This window comes from Bacillus sp. SRL543, assembly GCF_984799205.1.
In genome coordinates, this window is the sequence record NZ_OZ481794.1 from 3,080,886 (window position 1) to 3,094,849 (window position 13,964).

Consider the following 13,964-nt stretch of genomic DNA (forward strand, 5'->3'; position numbering starts at 1 on the left):
TCTTTCTGAATAAATTCCCGGATCATTGTTTCCGGGGCATCATCCCCCTGCACCGGAAGCCCGGCCGGTGCATATTGTTTACTGAACAGGAGGAGATGCAGATATGCAGTATTATAGAAATCAGATGCCAGCAGATGTAAATATGATGGGCACCCAGCCAATGCAGGCGCCTGCCCCCGTTTTTCATTTTGATCCCTATGTTTATCAGACGCTCCAAAGCGTAATGGGCCGAAATCTTGTTGTCGAAACGGTGAAAGATACATTGCGGGGAAGGCTGATGGATGTAAAGCCGGATCATATCGCTGTTAAGTCGGGAGATGAAATCTTTTTTATAAGAATTGCACAGATTGTGACGATCATGCCTGATTGAGCAGAAAGCCAGAAGCCCTGTTAACTGCATGGCTTCTTTAATTTATTTTAATTTCAGCTTGGACATGTCATTTAAATTCCCCATCGGGGGTAAGAATAGAAAAAGATAACAGTGTTCAGATTTTAAAGGAGGAATGTGAATGGGCTTAGACAAAGTCCTGATCGCAGCCAGTTTATTTCTGTTCTTGATTACGGGATGCTCAACACCTTCCTACTACATATATGAGGGAAAAAGCGAGAACTGGGAGGGTGAGATGGAAATAAAGGCAGATGAAACAATCAGCGAGGCCACAATCACTCTTAAATTGATGTATGACGGAAAAAAAATCCAGGAAGAAAAAGAGCTTGCCTTTTCAGTTTCACTTCCCGGCCAATCCAAAGCAGCTTATCAGACCGATTTTTCAAGCAAAGAAGAAGCGACTGTAGAGCATGTTTTTGAACATGTCAAATTACCTGCTGATATTGAAGAAAGTTTTACGGTGCTGATCCAGCTGGATGACAAACAAGAAAAACTTCAGCTCACGATGAAATAAGAGTAAAACATTGCAGCAGAAATTCTCTGACTTTATATTTTTTCAAATTTCGCTATTTTTTGCAGAGTCTCCCACTAAAACCTGCTATAATTTTCTATATTGGCAGTCTTTTGATCTATCAGCCTGAAAAGGTCTTTTTACCTAGAGGGGAGCGTTCACCATGAAAAAAGTATTTTCTTATTTTAAAACGATCAGAGGGAAGGTCAATCTTTCCTTTGGAATATTGCTGATCGTCATTGCTGCACTGTCAGCAGGTTCCATTTTGAGCATCCACAATCTGAAAAACGAAACGAATTACATCATTGGGCACGACATGGAATTCCACAAACAGCTTCAGCTCATGTCCAAAGCGTACTCAGATATAGAAACTGGGGAACGGGGTTTTGTCATCACAGGATCAGAGTCGTTTCTGGCTTCTTATGGGAATGGCAAAAACATGGTTGATAACAATCTAAAGACGCTCAAGGAATTGAGTGCCGGCAGCAAAGCAAGAATGGAAAAGATCGCTGAAATTGAAAATACATATAAAGAATGGCTCGTATGGATTGATACTGTGATTGAAACACGCAGGGACTTTTCAAAAGAAGAGGCTTCTCAGCTTGTTGAATCAGCAAAAGGGAAAGAAACAATGGATAAGCTGAAGAGCCAGATCCAGTTCTTTGAAGAAGAGGAGCTGAAGGCTTCCGAAGAAAGGATCGCCAATCTGAACAGCCAGGTATCAGCTGCGCAGACCGGCACCATTATCCTTGCCATTGCAGCACTTCTGCTGTCGGCACTGTTTGGCTTCACATTATCAAGGAATATCAAACGGAGTTCAAGCGCAATCAGCCGCTCTATGATTGAGATTGCCCAGGCAGGCGGAGACCTGACGAAAAGGATCGAGGTAAAGTCCAAAGATGAGCTGGCAAAGCTGGCGTCTGATGCCAACATGCTGATAGAAGGAATTGCGGGACTGGTAAGGGAAGTATCCTCCCTTGCTGACAATGTTTCTTCCAGCAGCCAGGAGCTGTATGCTTCCAGCGAGGAAACATCCAAGACAATTTCCCAGATTGCTGCCAGTGCAGGCCAGATTGCCAGCGGTTCAGAAGAAACCAACAGTAAAATGTCGGACTCTCTTATCGCAATGGGAAAACTCAACCAGGCATCAGCATCACTACAGGAAAGTGCCGATTCCGTAAGCTCAGCTTCTCAATCAATGCAGCTGGCAGCAGATGAGGGGCAGCAGAATGTCCAGCTCGCTTCTGAGAAAATCAGATTGATTGAAAAAAGGATGCACTACAATACAGAACTGATTGAAGCACTTGGGAGGAAATCGGCTGATATCAATTCCATCATCAGCACAATTTCAGACATCGCCGATCAAACTGGCCTTCTGTCACTCAATGCAGCCATTGAAGCTGCCCGCGCCGGAGAATCGGGCAAAGGATTTGCGGTAGTAGCTGATGAAGTCAGGAAGCTGGCAGATCAGTCCCAGCAGGCCGGCAAGCAAGTTACAAATATTGTCGGCTCGATCCAGGAGGAAATCGGAAAAATTATTGCCGGGAATCAGCAGGGTGCTGAGGAAGTGAAACAGGGTGTCGCCATTTCAGAATCAACGAATACCTCTCTTAAGAACATCAGGGGCAAGGCTGAGGAAACAGCCGGACATATTGAAAAGATGCTTTATGAAATAAAGGCATCCCGCAGCCTTGCCGAAGAAGTGACTGCCGCATTCGAGTCGGTTTCATCCATTGCCAGGGAAACCGCAGCAAGCACTGACTCCTCTGCAGCTGCAGCTGAAGAAGGATCCGCAGCGATGGCCCAGATAGCCGGATCTTCAGAACAGCTGTCAAGGCAGGCAGAGCAGTTGAGGGCTTTGGTCTCAAAATTCAAAATCTGAATATGCGAAAAGAAAAGGATTGCCGCAGAGGCAATCCTTTCCTTTTTACCATTTTCCGTAGCAGCTTGCGCCGATGATAATCAACAGAATGAACAGAACAACTATTAACGCAAACCCTGCATAGCCGCCTTGCGCGCCTGCAACCGGATATGCTGGATATCCATATCCTCCGCTATAGCATGGATCGCACCCGTAGCCTGAGTACCCATAATTCATTTCGAATCACTCCTCGTTTTTCTCTGTTTCTCTTTCCATACACCATATGTATTAGGTACTTGACCCGTATGTGCATTCGCCCATATTATTCATAAAACTAACTGTACATCCCCAGACCCGCTTAAAAACCTCTTTTAAGAAAACACCCATTGAGTTATTATAAAAAGAAAAGCGGAGGCGACTGTTTAGGTGCGACAAGCATAAGACGCTTTGGAATTGAAGGCGTTCTTTGCCTTCGGTTCCAAAGCGGCTTATGACTCGAGCACCTAGGAGCCGGAGCTGGACAAAAAGAAAAGCGGAGGGCGCTCGATCAGACCCGACAAGCATAAGACGCACCGGAATAGAAGGCGTTTTTTGCCTTCAATTCCGGTGTGGCTTATGACTCGAGGGGCTAGCGCCCGGAGCTGGACAAAAAGATAAGCGGAGGCGACTGTTCCAAAAGGAACGCAGGCTAAAAACGCCACGTCCTGTGGCAACGCCTTCATGACCCACATCCTGTGGGCCTCAAGCATAAGACGCACAAGAATAAAAGACGTTCTTTGCCTTTAATTCTTGTGTGGCTTATGACTCGAGCACCTGGCGCCCGGAACTGTTTCGAATTAATAAGTGAAAATTAACCATCAGGGGGAACATGAGACACCAATGAATAGAAGATTAATGGCTGTTATCTCATTGATTTTGGCTGCCGCCTCCTTGTGGAGCCTGCAAATCTTCTCCAGGGCGGATGAAATGGAAGCGACAGTATATGAAAAACTGGCGCGGAATGAAGATATCCGCTATATGATCATCGGGGACAGCATCGGAAGGGGCTCAGGAGCCGAGAAGAAGGAGCTTACCTGGTTTGCCCAGCTTGAGGAGCTGCTGAAGGGAAAGTTTCATAATGATTATAAAAGAGTTTCAATCGTTCAAAGCGGCGCAACTGCTTTTGAAGGAATTTATAAACTGCAGCATACAGAAAATCAGGGAAGAATCGACCTAATCTTTATTGTATTCGGGGAAAATGACCGCAAATACATGACAGAGCAGGATTTTTCTTATTTTTATGAAATGCTCTTAAGGAAAGCGAAATTGAATTACCCGGGGAGCGAAATTATTACCATTACGGAAAGCCCGCTGGACCATGAACTCTTTACGAATGAAATCGAAAGGATATCGAACCATTATCACGCAAAAAACGTAAATATGAGAAACGTATTTGAAAAGTCAGGCCTTGCAGATGAACAATTGACCAAAGATCTGGTCCATCCAAATGGAATAGGCTATAAATTTTATGCTGAAGAGCTTTTTACTGTCATCAGCTCACTTACAGAAGCCAATCCTTCTATTGCTTCACTGGAATCACCCATCCACGATGCTGCTGACCTTTTCATGGACAGAAAAAGCTATGCCCGAAAGATGGAAGGGAATTTCCGGTATCAAAACGGATTTCTGAAAAGCTCGGCAAAGGGCAGCTTCCTGGAATATGAATTTAGAGGCACCTTTGTTGGTGTCAATGTATTGAGGAGTGAGGAAGGCGGCATGCTGGATGTCTTTATAGACGGCCAGTATTACACTACCCTTTCCACCTGGTGGCCATTTGAGAGAAAAAGGGCGCTATATGCAGCAAGCGGGCTGACCGACGGACCGCATACCATTAGATTTGTTGTAAAAGGTGAACAGAGCCTCCAAAGTCTATTGACCTACTCGTCTGTCAGCATATCCTCGATTATCGTGCCTGAAAAGCAATAAAGAGCACTAGGCTGCCCTGCGGCAGCTTTTTTTTGCGGAGGAATCAATTATAAAGGAGAAATCAAGATGAAAAGCCTTTTGAAAAACTTTATTAATGGTATTCTGACAATCGTACCAATCATTCTGGTGATATTCGTCATATACAAAGTATTCATGTTCCTGGATAATCTTCTGGGCAGCACCCTGAAGCCATATTTGAAGGAAGATTATATCCCTGGTGTGGGACTGCTGGCTACAGCTGCAGCCATTACGATATTAGGGTGGCTGTCAAACAGATTCATCACCGGCAGCGTGATCCGGTTCATTGACAGGATACTGGATCGGATTCCTCTGGTTAAGACCATCTACTCTGTCATTAAAGATACAATCAATTCCTTTCTTGGCGAAAAGCGGGCCTTTTCGAAGGTTGCCATCGTCACTATACCCGGTACAGAAATGAAAAGCATCGGTTTCATAACAGCAGAAAACCTGGAATATTTCTATGAGCCTTTAAAAGACAGCGTCGCGGTTTATATCCCGCAGACTTTTCAGGTGGCAGGCTTCACATTCCTGATTCCAAAGGACAAGATAGAGATCATTGATGTAAAGCCGGAGGATGCGATGAAATTCATCTTATCCGGAGGCATGGCCACCCATAAGGGAAATGCTTCTGAATAGAAAAAAGCCGTCTTCCAACGGCTTTTTTTCATTATTTAATCACAGTGATAACAGGAGTCTCCCCGCGCGTTACAGCTCCTAAAGGCTTCTTTTCAATTGAAGAAAGAGCATCTCCATTGGTAATGATTACAGGAGTGACCGTACTTTTCGCCTTTTCTTTGACCAGATCAATGTCAAAGCTTACGAGCTTGTCCCCTGTTTTCACTTTAGCGCCTTCGGAAATGTGGGTTTCAAAGCCTTCCCCTTTCATTGATACCGTTTCAAGGCCAATATGGATTAGAATTTCCGCCCCATTTTCAGCTCTTAAACCAATCGCATGCTTTGTCGGGAACACTTGTACAACCTCCCCATCCACAGGTGAAACGACTATGCCTTCAGAAGGTTCAATTGCCAGCCCGTCTCCCATCATTTTTTCTGAGAATACAGGATCCGGCACTTCGGCCAAATCAACCGCCTTCCCTGTCAATGGCGCCTTCAGTACAACTTCCGTTATTTCTTCTCTTTTGCCAAATAATTTCTTGAACATTCAAACACCGCCAATTATTTTTTCTCGTCCTCGACAAAAAGCTTTTCATACTCTTTATATCCTTCTTCTGCGAGCTTTTCCTTCGGGACGAACCGCATTGCAGCGGAATTGATGCAATAGCGGAGCCCATTAGGCCCGGGACCGTCATCAAACACATGGCCAAGATGGGAATCAGCTTCCTTGCTCCGTACTTCCGTCCGGACCATGAAATGGCTCATATCCGCTTTTTCAATGATTTCTTCGTCCTGAATCGGTTTGGTGAAGCTCGGCCAGCCGCATCCTGCATCATATTTATCTCTTGAGCTGAACAGCGGCTTGCCGGAAACGATGTCCACATAGATACCGTCATTAAATTCGTTCCAGTAATCATTTCGAAACGGCGGTTCTGTGCCATTGTTCTGCGTCACTTCGTATTGAATCGGAGTCAAATTCTTTTCAAGGTTTTCTTTATTCTTCATTTTTTGTCCCTCCAGTTATTGCGGATGAACGCATCTCTCCCCGAGCCGACGCGATACGATTCATATCGGTCCGGGTTCTTCTTATAATAGTCCTGATGATAGTCCTCAGCAGGGTAGAATTCCTTGCCAGGCAGAATTTTTGTCGCGATTGGCTTATCAAAACGCCCGCTCTCCTGAAGCTGCTTCTTTGATTCCTCTGCAAGCTCCTTCTGTTCATCATTATAATAGAAGATCACTGTCTGGTATGACTGGCCTCTGTCAAAAAACTGGCCGCCCGGGTCGGTAGGATCAATTTGCTGCCAGTAGACCTCAAGCAGCCTGCTGTAAGGGTAAACTTCCGGATCATATGTTATTTCAACAGCCTCATAGTGTCCTGTCGTTTCGGAGCAGACTTCCCTGTAGGTAGGATTATCCACCGTTCCTCCTGTATATCCGGAAACTACTTTTTCAATCCCCGGCTCCTGATCAAATGGCTTGACCATGCACCAGAAACACCCTCCAGCAAAAACGGCTTTTTCGAATTTCTTCTCATTCACTTGAAGACACCTCTTTTCAGCTTTCATTCACCTTACTCTTATTCCCTTTAAAACTGGGTTTTAAAGCTATCTCCCCTAGATTATCCGAAATCACCTGGTGAGTGCAAGCGCTTTGCACTGATCAAAGAGCCGGCAGCTGTTTTTCCTATTTAACAGAGAAGACGGTGAAATTAAAAAAGCCCCCTAAAGTCAGGAGGCTCTCCAGGCATCGGCGTTTTCACCATAACCCGATAGAAATTTTTCATCGTTAGTGCCTATTTTTTTGTTTTACTTGTTTATGGATGCTTTTCCATTTTTTCTTTTCATCAGACTGTGCTTTTTTGTCCATCCGCCTGTCAAGATACGCCAGCTCACGCTGAAGCTTTTTATAGCTCGCAAGCCTGCTTTCTTCCATTGTTCCATCTTTTATGCTGCTGCGGACAGCACATCCTGGCTCATCTTCATGGGAGCAGTCTCTGAACCTGCAGGAATCCCCTAAGGCTTCAATATCAGAAAAGCTTTCGGACAGCCCGTTTTCACTATTCCAGAGCTGAAGCTCCCTCATGCCCGGTGTATCGATAAGCACACCGCCGTCCGGAAGGATGAACAATTCTCTGTGTGTTGTCGTATGTTTTCCTTTATCATCATACTCGCGTATCTCCTGTACCTTTTGCACTTCTCTTCCCATGAGATAGTTTGTGAGCGTGGATTTGCCTACACCAGAAGAGCCAAGGAGGGCAACTGTTGACCCGTGGCCGATGTATGGCCGGAGCTCTGCAATCCCCGATTCAGACATAACACTGACCGGAATCACCGGCACTCCCATGCTGATTGATTCAACGAGCGACTTTTTCTCATCTGCATCTTCGCACAGATCTTCTTTTGTCAGGACGATGACCGGATTTGCACCTGACTCCCACGCCAGAAGCAAATAACGTTCTATCCTCCGAAGGTTCAGGTCGTCATTCAGTGAATTGACAAGAAAAATGGTCGATACATTGGCGGCCACAATCTGTTCTTCAGTTGTATTTCCAGCCGTTTTACGGGAAAACTTGCCCGTCCGCGGCAGGAGGGCCTGAATGGTTCCTTTTTGTTCTCCGCCCCTCGGCTTAACAGCCACCCAATCCCCGACTGCCGGGTAATCTTCCCTTCTGCCTGCTGCAAAGGAATATTTGCCTGATACCTCGCAGAGCAGCTCTCCTTCTTCTGTCCAGACACGGTACATCCTTTTATGTTCAAGGGCAACCCGTCCCGGGATGAGCCCTTCCGTTCCTAGATTGTTAAACTCTGTTTCAAAATGTGTATGATAGCCGATTTGTTTTAAGTTCATGTTCAATATTTCCTCCATGCTGACCGTTTTATTTTTGTTTATAAGCATAATAAAAAACCATAGGCACACAGCCCATGGTTTTAGTCAGCATAAAAAAGGAATAGAACTATTCTCAAGTTTATACAGCTACTCTCCGGGCCGTGCTCTTTGAAAATACAATCTCATTTACTGCAATTAATAATTTTTCCATAGCACTTCACCCGCTTTCGCTTGTATTTGTTTCCATTATATTCTTTTTTTCTCAGATTGTAAACATTTTTTTGAAAAGTCCGTTAGGCACACACCTATTGTGCGGGGCATATCATACTTTGAGAATATTTGAGGATAGGAGCGGAAGGTATGTCTTTTAACAGAGATCAGCATGATGATTTTGCCAAAGCCAATAAATACGCGCTGCTGGCCAAGTATTATAAGTACAGCGATCCAGCTTTGCATGTTGCCTATTATTATCAGCATCTAAAATATATTAGAAGGGCTGTCCAGAGCATGCGGATGGAGGCTGTCCAGCAGTATGAAGCCATGAGGCAGCCGGCAATGGTCAGGGTGGTGCACGCTTCCCCAGATGCACCGAATGTCGATATTTACGTGAACGGAAACAGAATTTTAAAGGATTTCCCTTACAAAGACGTCAGCGGCTATCTATCCCTTCCTGCCGGGAAGTATCAGATAGACATTTATCCTGCCGGCAGCATGGTGTCGACCGTCCTCAGCAAAAAGGTCACAGTGGAAGGCGGGAAATCATATACTCTTGCTGCAGCAGGACCGGCAAGCAAGCTGAAGCTGCTTGCCTTCGAGGATCAGCCTTCTGTGCCGTCAGGCGAGACAAAAGCCAGATTCATTCACCTTTCACCGGACGCACCGGCCGTCGATATCGCCGTCAAAAAAGGGGATGTCATCTTTCCGAACATATCTTTCAGGCAGGCGACTCAATATCTGGGACTCTCACCGATGACCGTTGATCTCGAGGTCAGGGTTGCCGGTTCAAGCAACACAGTTCTTTCCCTCCCTGGAGTCAAGCTGCAGCCGAATAAAGTGTATACCATCCTTGCTGTAGGCACAGCTGCCGGGGAACCGCCGCTTGAAGCAATTATCATCGAAGGATAACCTGAACTCCCTACTTCATCAAGCGTGACCAAGCAGGCACCGCCCAGTCATAAACCTATCAGTCTCCTTCCGGCACTTGCCCGCATGATTACTGCTGTAACTATTAATCTCTTTTTAAGACGAAAAAACTGGCTGAATTCAGCCAGTTTTTTTATTCAGTCGGAACATATAAGGTAAAGCGGATATCATCCTTTTTTAAGTCAAACTCATCAACCTTGACTTTAAGATCGCTCTTCAGTTTCATATCCTGAAGGGAGACATATATCTGCTCTTTATCAGGCTGGATGACAACCCCTTCAGGGAGCTGGTATCTGTCGCGGACAAATTTCAGTACATATGATACCGGAAGATTCAGCTGGCCGACAGCAATGGACTTCTGGGTAAGGACAACGTCGCCGTTTTCCAATGCTTCGGGCTCAAAAGTGAGTTTCATTTCGAGGTTTTGGCTGAACACCGGGAGATTTCCGTAAAGCTCCACCTCATCATCAAGAATCACTTCATAGTCAATGGGCCCGTCCAGGCCTTCTTTGGCAATATAATGGGCTATGATTCTGTTAAGATCGCTTTTATTGGTCTGAAGATGAAATGGAACATATCCGTCTTCATCCACCTCTGCTGTGTCAATTGCTTCATCTTTCGCCGGGAGATTTATCATAATGAAAAAAAAGGCTATGAAGGCAATCACAATTCCCAACAAGAGGAAAAACAGGACCTTCCATTTATTTTTTTTGTTCAAGTCAATTCTCCTCTTTCCTGGCTGTGTATTTCTGCTGCTCGGCAATCACTTCGAGTGCCTCCCGGCCAATCTGCCTGTAGACTCTGTCAGCAATAAGCTCATAGCCTTTATCGTTCGGATGGAAGTAATCGGTATACAGCAAATCGTCTGCCTTATTTTCAAAAATATCTTTAATGTCGACAAAATAAGTATAATCATAGCGGGAAAGAATTTCCCTGCTCGCTTCATTCCAGTTGTCCATGATATCGGATATTTCCGTTATATCCGAGAACCATTTATAAAATGGATTGTAAAGTCCGATCAGTGCAATCTGCGTGCCGGAATTTTCACTCCGCACCGTATCTATGATTTCTTCTAAATTTTCTTCATACTGGGCTTTCTGGCCCGTAAAATCGCTGACATCCAAATTCGAGAAATTCTGCCTAACAACTTTCATGACATCATTTCCGCCGATCGTGATAATGACCAGGTCTGCTTCCGAAATGGCAGATCGGACTTCCGCTGATTTAAGCTTTTTAAGCAATTGGTCTGTCCGGTTCCCTTTCACTCCAAAATTATGGAATTCCGTCCGTGCGACGCCTTTATCCTGTTCCAGCTGGTCTTGGAGATATGGCAGATAGCCGCCCCGTCCCGTGCTGTCGCCAACACCCTCTGTCAGCGAATCTCCAACTGAGACCACTTGAATATCACGCGGAATAAAGTCATTGGGCACCATTTTTTTTTCTATAATGCTGATATTCTTCATTCCCATATTCTTTGGGGTTGAATCCCCTGCCCTGCTGCAGGAAGCCAGGAAGACAGTGGCCAAAACAAGTAAGGTGAATGTCTTTCTCATCTAATCACCTGCCTTATGCTAGTATAGTTATTATAACACGTTTGCTCTCAATCGAAACCAAACAGCACTGCCTGGCCTCAGCAGGAATGGAAAAGAGGCAGCACCGGCCGCCTCTGCAATTACTGAATCGATTTAATATCCTTGATAATCTCATCATAAGGTATATCCTTCAGCCCTGTATAGGACTTAAGGACTTTACCTTCCTGGCTGATCAGATAGAATTCAGTGCCATGGATCACCTGGTCATCTGATTTTGGCTTTACAACCAGGGTCTTAAAGCTCTCCTTCGCGAAATCCTCGATTTCCTGCTGTCCGTAGCCTGTTAGGAAGCTCCAATTGGCATAGTCTGCTTCAAAGTTGTCTCCATATGCTTTCAGCGTTTCCGGCGTATCGACGGCAGGATCGACGCTGAAGGAAACAAACTGAAGGTCCTCAATGCCCTCTTCCTTTGCTTTGTCCTGAAGCTTCGACATATTAAAGGTCATGGGCAGGCATACATCTTCACAGCTTGTAAAAATGAAGTCTGCGATCCATACCTTTCCCTTCAGATCCTTCATTCCCGTCTGTTCTCCAGCCTGGTTGGTATATGTAAAGTCCTGCACCGTCCAATTATAAGGGTTCTCTATCCCTTTTTGGCCGCAGGCTGAAAGAACGATTGCCAGCATCAGGCTGAGGCTGATTGTCCACACCTGCTTTTGCTTCATTATATGATCACCTGCTCTTTATCAGATGACAATAATTCTAGCAGACGAATTAGAAAGAAGAAAGAAAAAGATATGACAAATCCGTGAACTTGCTTCACAAATCCCGCTCAATCAATAACCCCTGTCCTGACAATGATATTTTCTACATGAATATCAAATTTAGCTTCTTTATATATGTTTCGCCATTGATCCCGGGTCATTTGCTTTCCGCGTTCCATATTGGCGCTGTATACGTTCCCGAAACCGATGGGGTCGGACTCCATTTCCTGAAGCCGCTTCAGCATGGATTCTGTTTCCTGCCTGATTTTCCGGGCTGTCTCCTTTTCAAGCGCTTTTATAACCTCGGGATTGCCTAAATCCATATCCCTTGAAACCTCAAGTATCCGGGACTCTAATCTTATATCAATGGAAAACTTGATTTCTTCCTTGTTTTCCAGCCTGATTTTCTTAGAAGATCGAATATCATCTATTGTGATAAATACCGGTTCTTCTTTTTGTTCTTCAGTTTCGCTGCTGATCGGGATGAGGAACTCCTTTACATTCTCTTTTGGAATTTCAAGCTCAAGGTTTCCGGACTCATAATTATCTTCTAGTGTTTTAAGATAGAATAATTTTTCCAGCTCTATTTCCCCTGCCATGATGTCATCCTTAAATGCTGCCATCCCGGAAATGATCACTCTGTCTTCCTCCAGCTTTAAAATTGGAAGGACGGGATCTTTCCCGGGATCAAAATAGCTGTGATTGAATTCGTGGAGTGTAGGCGAGATGATCAATTCATCTTTAATGTTTTGTTTCATCAGATTATAAAGATAGGTGCCAAGATTGGTCTTTTCTTTTTCTCCTGCCTTTTTCAGAAGGTCTTTTGCTTTCCCTTTGCTGACCGTCAGATAAACCAGGTTTCCAATCGTTGCATCGCGGTTCAAAGTATCCACCAGCTCGATCAAGCCTTTTTTTGCTGTTTCTTCGCTATATACCGCTACCCTCAGCTGTCCGGACACAAGGTTATGCGATGTTTTGGCATTCTGCTTCTGGCGGATTCCCTTGCTAGTTTCTCCAGCAGCCGAAACAATTTGTGTCACACTATCCTCCTTGGACTCGAAGGTATGGAGTACTGCGGTCCCCTCAATTCCCTCCTCTTTCTCATCATAGCCGACTGCTGTGATAAGCCCCAGTCTTTCCAGCTGTTTAGTCTTCACACAGCCTGAGAGGGGGAGGAGGAGGAGGAGGGACGCTATCAATAAGCTACGCATCACTGGTTTTCCTCCCTTTAATCAGTTTCTTTTTTGCCAGGACTATCACCGAAAGAACTGCCGGATAGCAGATCCCTATATAAAAGCCTGCCATCCCGATATAGTCAGTGACAATATTTATCTGGTATCTTGCTTTAATAAGGAAACTGAAGCCCCAAACCAGGAGCGCAATTATTAATATGAATGTTTTATGCTTCCAAGCCGGAAATGTTCTTTTAAGGCCTTTCGATGCAGCCCAGAGATACAAGCAGATATTGGGGAGAATGATCAGCATCCAAAAAGATACAGCGATAAATTCAAACCGCTCAAGGTTCGGGAGACGGACTATCTTAAACATGGATAGAACCGGCCAAATAGTCCTTTCAAGCCCTTTTTCTCCGAAAAAACCAATAGATACGACTGTAACGAGGACAAATAGAATGATTGTATATAAACCGCCCAGCTGGGTGTATAAATGGGCTTTTTTCTTATCTTTGATATACGGATACAGAAAAAGGAGCATCTCAAACCCCGCGATGGATAGAGAGGTTTTATACACTCCCTTCAGGATATTTTTGTAGTTTGTATCCCATATCGGCATTAAATGGGTATAGTCAAAATCCCGGGCTGGTATGATGATGATTAAGACAATCCAAAACGTCAGAAGAAAAGACATGAAAGCAAAGCCTACAGCAACCCTGACGCCTCCCATTACTGCATAAACAGCCAGCAGCAGCAGAATTAATGCAAGAAACCAGGTGCTCAGATCCGGAAATACCCAAGCCTGGACTATTTCCACATAATTCATGACAATCACATAAATGCCGGAAATCAAATAGCAGGAATACAGTAAATTGATCAGCCTGCCTGCAAAGATGCCGAATACATCGTAATGTATGCCAAATAGATCCGCACTGTCATATTGCTTCAACATCTGGAACGACATAAAAATGACAGCTGAAACAAGCAGTCCAGCCAGCAAGATGGAAATCCAGCCATCATGTCCGGCAGAAAGATACACAATCCTCGGAAGGCCGGCAATCCCCACCCCTGTCTGGATGGTATGGATAAGGAAAAACATAAAAAATGCATCAAATAGGATATTATCTTTTGGATTAATGTTCACTTGCGGCTTCACACCGGCA

Annotated in this window: 15 protein-coding genes and 2 pseudogenes; 7 read left to right on the forward strand and 10 right to left on the reverse strand. The window is 44.8% G+C overall.

The genetic code is table 11. From position 1 onward, the window contains the following. Positions 1–103: 103 nt before the first annotated feature. The 4 genes and pseudogenes from AC4E8B_RS15770 to AC4E8B_RS15785 form a co-directional block, all read left to right on the forward strand. Positions 104–370: a YuzF family protein gene (locus AC4E8B_RS15770; RefSeq protein ID WP_490214305.1), complete on the forward strand. Its 267-nt coding sequence runs from the start codon at positions 104–106 to the stop codon at positions 368–370. A 139-nt stretch (positions 371–509) separates the two neighbouring features. Beyond that, the gene (locus AC4E8B_RS15775) at positions 510–902 is read left to right on the forward strand and encodes a hypothetical protein (RefSeq protein ID WP_490214306.1); all 393 of its coding nucleotides are present in this window, start codon (positions 510–512) and stop codon (positions 900–902) included. A gap of 313 nt (positions 903–1,215) precedes the next feature. After that, positions 1,216–1,806 (forward strand): annotated as a pseudogene (locus tag AC4E8B_RS15780) (CHASE3 domain-containing protein); the annotation flags it as partial. 345 nt (positions 1,807–2,151) lie between these two features. Then, positions 2,152–2,781: pseudogene (locus AC4E8B_RS15785) on the forward strand (methyl-accepting chemotaxis protein); the annotation flags it as partial. 45 nt (positions 2,782–2,826) lie between these two features. Here AC4E8B_RS15785 and AC4E8B_RS15790 read toward each other — a convergent pair. Continuing rightward, positions 2,827–2,997, reverse strand: a complete 171-nt coding sequence (locus tag AC4E8B_RS15790) for a YjcZ family sporulation protein (RefSeq protein WP_009795448.1) — start codon at positions 2,995–2,997, stop codon at positions 2,827–2,829. A gap of 642 nt (positions 2,998–3,639) precedes the next feature. Here AC4E8B_RS15790 and AC4E8B_RS15795 point away from each other — a divergent pair. After that, the gene (locus AC4E8B_RS15795) at positions 3,640–4,725 is read left to right on the forward strand and encodes an SGNH/GDSL hydrolase family protein (protein WP_490214307.1); all 1,086 of its coding nucleotides are present in this window, start codon (positions 3,640–3,642) and stop codon (positions 4,723–4,725) included. Between the two features lie 66 nt (positions 4,726–4,791). After that, a complete protein-coding gene (locus AC4E8B_RS15800) occupies positions 4,792–5,382 on the forward strand; it encodes a DUF502 domain-containing protein (RefSeq protein WP_490214308.1) in 591 nt (196 codons plus the stop codon). A gap of 31 nt (positions 5,383–5,413) precedes the next feature. On the opposite strand, the gene AC4E8B_RS15805 is transcribed toward AC4E8B_RS15800, so the two are convergent. The 4 genes from AC4E8B_RS15805 to rsgA all read right to left on the reverse strand — a co-directional run bounded on the left by AC4E8B_RS15805 (position 5,414) and on the right by rsgA (position 8,211). Next, positions 5,414–5,908, reverse strand: a complete 495-nt coding sequence (locus tag AC4E8B_RS15805; RefSeq protein WP_490214309.1) for a PTS sugar transporter subunit IIA — start codon at positions 5,906–5,908, stop codon at positions 5,414–5,416. A 14-nt stretch (positions 5,909–5,922) separates the two neighbouring features. Beyond that, a complete protein-coding gene (gene msrB / locus AC4E8B_RS15810) occupies positions 5,923–6,366 on the reverse strand; it encodes a peptide-methionine (R)-S-oxide reductase MsrB (protein ID WP_490214310.1) in 444 nt (147 codons plus the stop codon). After that, positions 6,363–6,902, reverse strand: a complete 540-nt coding sequence (gene msrA / locus AC4E8B_RS15815; RefSeq protein ID WP_490214311.1) for a peptide-methionine (S)-S-oxide reductase MsrA — start codon at positions 6,900–6,902, stop codon at positions 6,363–6,365. Before msrA ends, msrB begins: the two co-directional genes overlap by 4 nt. 247 nt (positions 6,903–7,149) lie before the next feature. After that, positions 7,150–8,211, reverse strand: coding sequence for a ribosome small subunit-dependent GTPase A (gene rsgA, locus AC4E8B_RS15820; protein WP_490214312.1), 1,062 nt, complete (start codon positions 8,209–8,211; stop codon positions 7,150–7,152). A 339-nt stretch (positions 8,212–8,550) separates the two neighbouring features. Between rsgA and AC4E8B_RS15825 the strand changes: the two genes are divergently transcribed. Then, on the forward strand, positions 8,551–9,315 hold the full coding sequence (locus AC4E8B_RS15825; protein WP_490214313.1) for a DUF4397 domain-containing protein: 765 nt from the start codon (positions 8,551–8,553) through the stop codon (positions 9,313–9,315). A gap of 151 nt (positions 9,316–9,466) precedes the next feature. Here the strand turns inward: AC4E8B_RS15825 and AC4E8B_RS15830 are convergent, their stop codons facing one another. The 5 genes from AC4E8B_RS15830 to AC4E8B_RS15850 all read right to left on the reverse strand — a co-directional run bounded on the left by AC4E8B_RS15830 (position 9,467) and on the right by AC4E8B_RS15850 (position 13,957). Continuing rightward, a complete protein-coding gene (locus AC4E8B_RS15830) occupies positions 9,467–10,051 on the reverse strand; it encodes a YpmS family protein (RefSeq protein WP_490214314.1) in 585 nt (194 codons plus the stop codon). Position 10,052: 1 nt separating this feature from the next. Then, positions 10,053–10,886: an SGNH/GDSL hydrolase family protein gene (locus tag AC4E8B_RS15835; RefSeq protein ID WP_490214315.1), complete on the reverse strand. Its 834-nt coding sequence runs from the start codon at positions 10,884–10,886 to the stop codon at positions 10,053–10,055. Between the two features lie 119 nt (positions 10,887–11,005). Then, positions 11,006–11,590 (reverse strand): SCO family protein, encoded by a 585-nt coding sequence (locus AC4E8B_RS15840; RefSeq protein WP_490214316.1) that lies wholly within the window; start codon positions 11,588–11,590, stop codon positions 11,006–11,008. Between the two features lie 107 nt (positions 11,591–11,697). Beyond that, entirely contained in the window at positions 11,698–12,840 is a 1,143-nt protein-coding gene (locus tag AC4E8B_RS15845) for a Ger(x)C family spore germination protein (protein ID WP_490219721.1), read from the reverse strand. Continuing rightward, positions 12,833–13,957 (reverse strand): GerAB/ArcD/ProY family transporter, encoded by a 1,125-nt coding sequence (locus AC4E8B_RS15850; RefSeq protein WP_490214317.1) that lies wholly within the window; start codon positions 13,955–13,957, stop codon positions 12,833–12,835. The genes AC4E8B_RS15845 and AC4E8B_RS15850 overlap by 8 nt, the downstream gene beginning before the upstream one ends. Positions 13,958–13,964: the final 7 nt, after the last annotated feature.

Bases quoted from the DNA above. Each gene is read 5' to 3' on its own strand.
- AC4E8B_RS15770 (WP_490214305.1), top strand. From the start codon at position 104: ATGCAGTATTATAGAAATCAGATGCCAGCAGATGTAAATATGATGGGC.
- AC4E8B_RS15775 (WP_490214306.1), top strand. From the start codon at position 510: ATGGGCTTAGACAAAGTCCTGATCGCAGCCAGTTTATTTCTGTTCTTG.
- AC4E8B_RS15790 (WP_009795448.1), bottom strand. From the start codon at position 2,997: ATGAATTATGGGTACTCAGGCTACGGGTGCGATCCATGCTATAGCGGA.
- AC4E8B_RS15795 (WP_490214307.1), top strand. From the start codon at position 3,640: ATGAATAGAAGATTAATGGCTGTTATCTCATTGATTTTGGCTGCCGCC.
- AC4E8B_RS15800 (WP_490214308.1), top strand. From the start codon at position 4,792: ATGAAAAGCCTTTTGAAAAACTTTATTAATGGTATTCTGACAATCGTA.
- AC4E8B_RS15805 (WP_490214309.1), bottom strand. From the start codon at position 5,908: ATGTTCAAGAAATTATTTGGCAAAAGAGAAGAAATAACGGAAGTTGTA.
- msrB (WP_490214310.1), bottom strand. From the start codon at position 6,366: ATGAAGAATAAAGAAAACCTTGAAAAGAATTTGACTCCGATTCAATAC.
- rsgA (WP_490214312.1), bottom strand. From the start codon at position 8,211: ATGAACTTAAAACAAATCGGCTATCATACACATTTTGAAACAGAGTTT.
- AC4E8B_RS15825 (WP_490214313.1), top strand. From the start codon at position 8,551: ATGTCTTTTAACAGAGATCAGCATGATGATTTTGCCAAAGCCAATAAA.
- AC4E8B_RS15835 (WP_490214315.1), bottom strand. From the start codon at position 10,886: ATGAGAAAGACATTCACCTTACTTGTTTTGGCCACTGTCTTCCTGGCT.
- AC4E8B_RS15840 (WP_490214316.1), bottom strand. From the start codon at position 11,590: ATGAAGCAAAAGCAGGTGTGGACAATCAGCCTCAGCCTGATGCTGGCA.
- AC4E8B_RS15845 (WP_490219721.1), bottom strand. From the start codon at position 12,840: ATGCGTAGCTTATTGATAGCGTCCCTCCTCCTCCTCCTCCCCCTCTCA.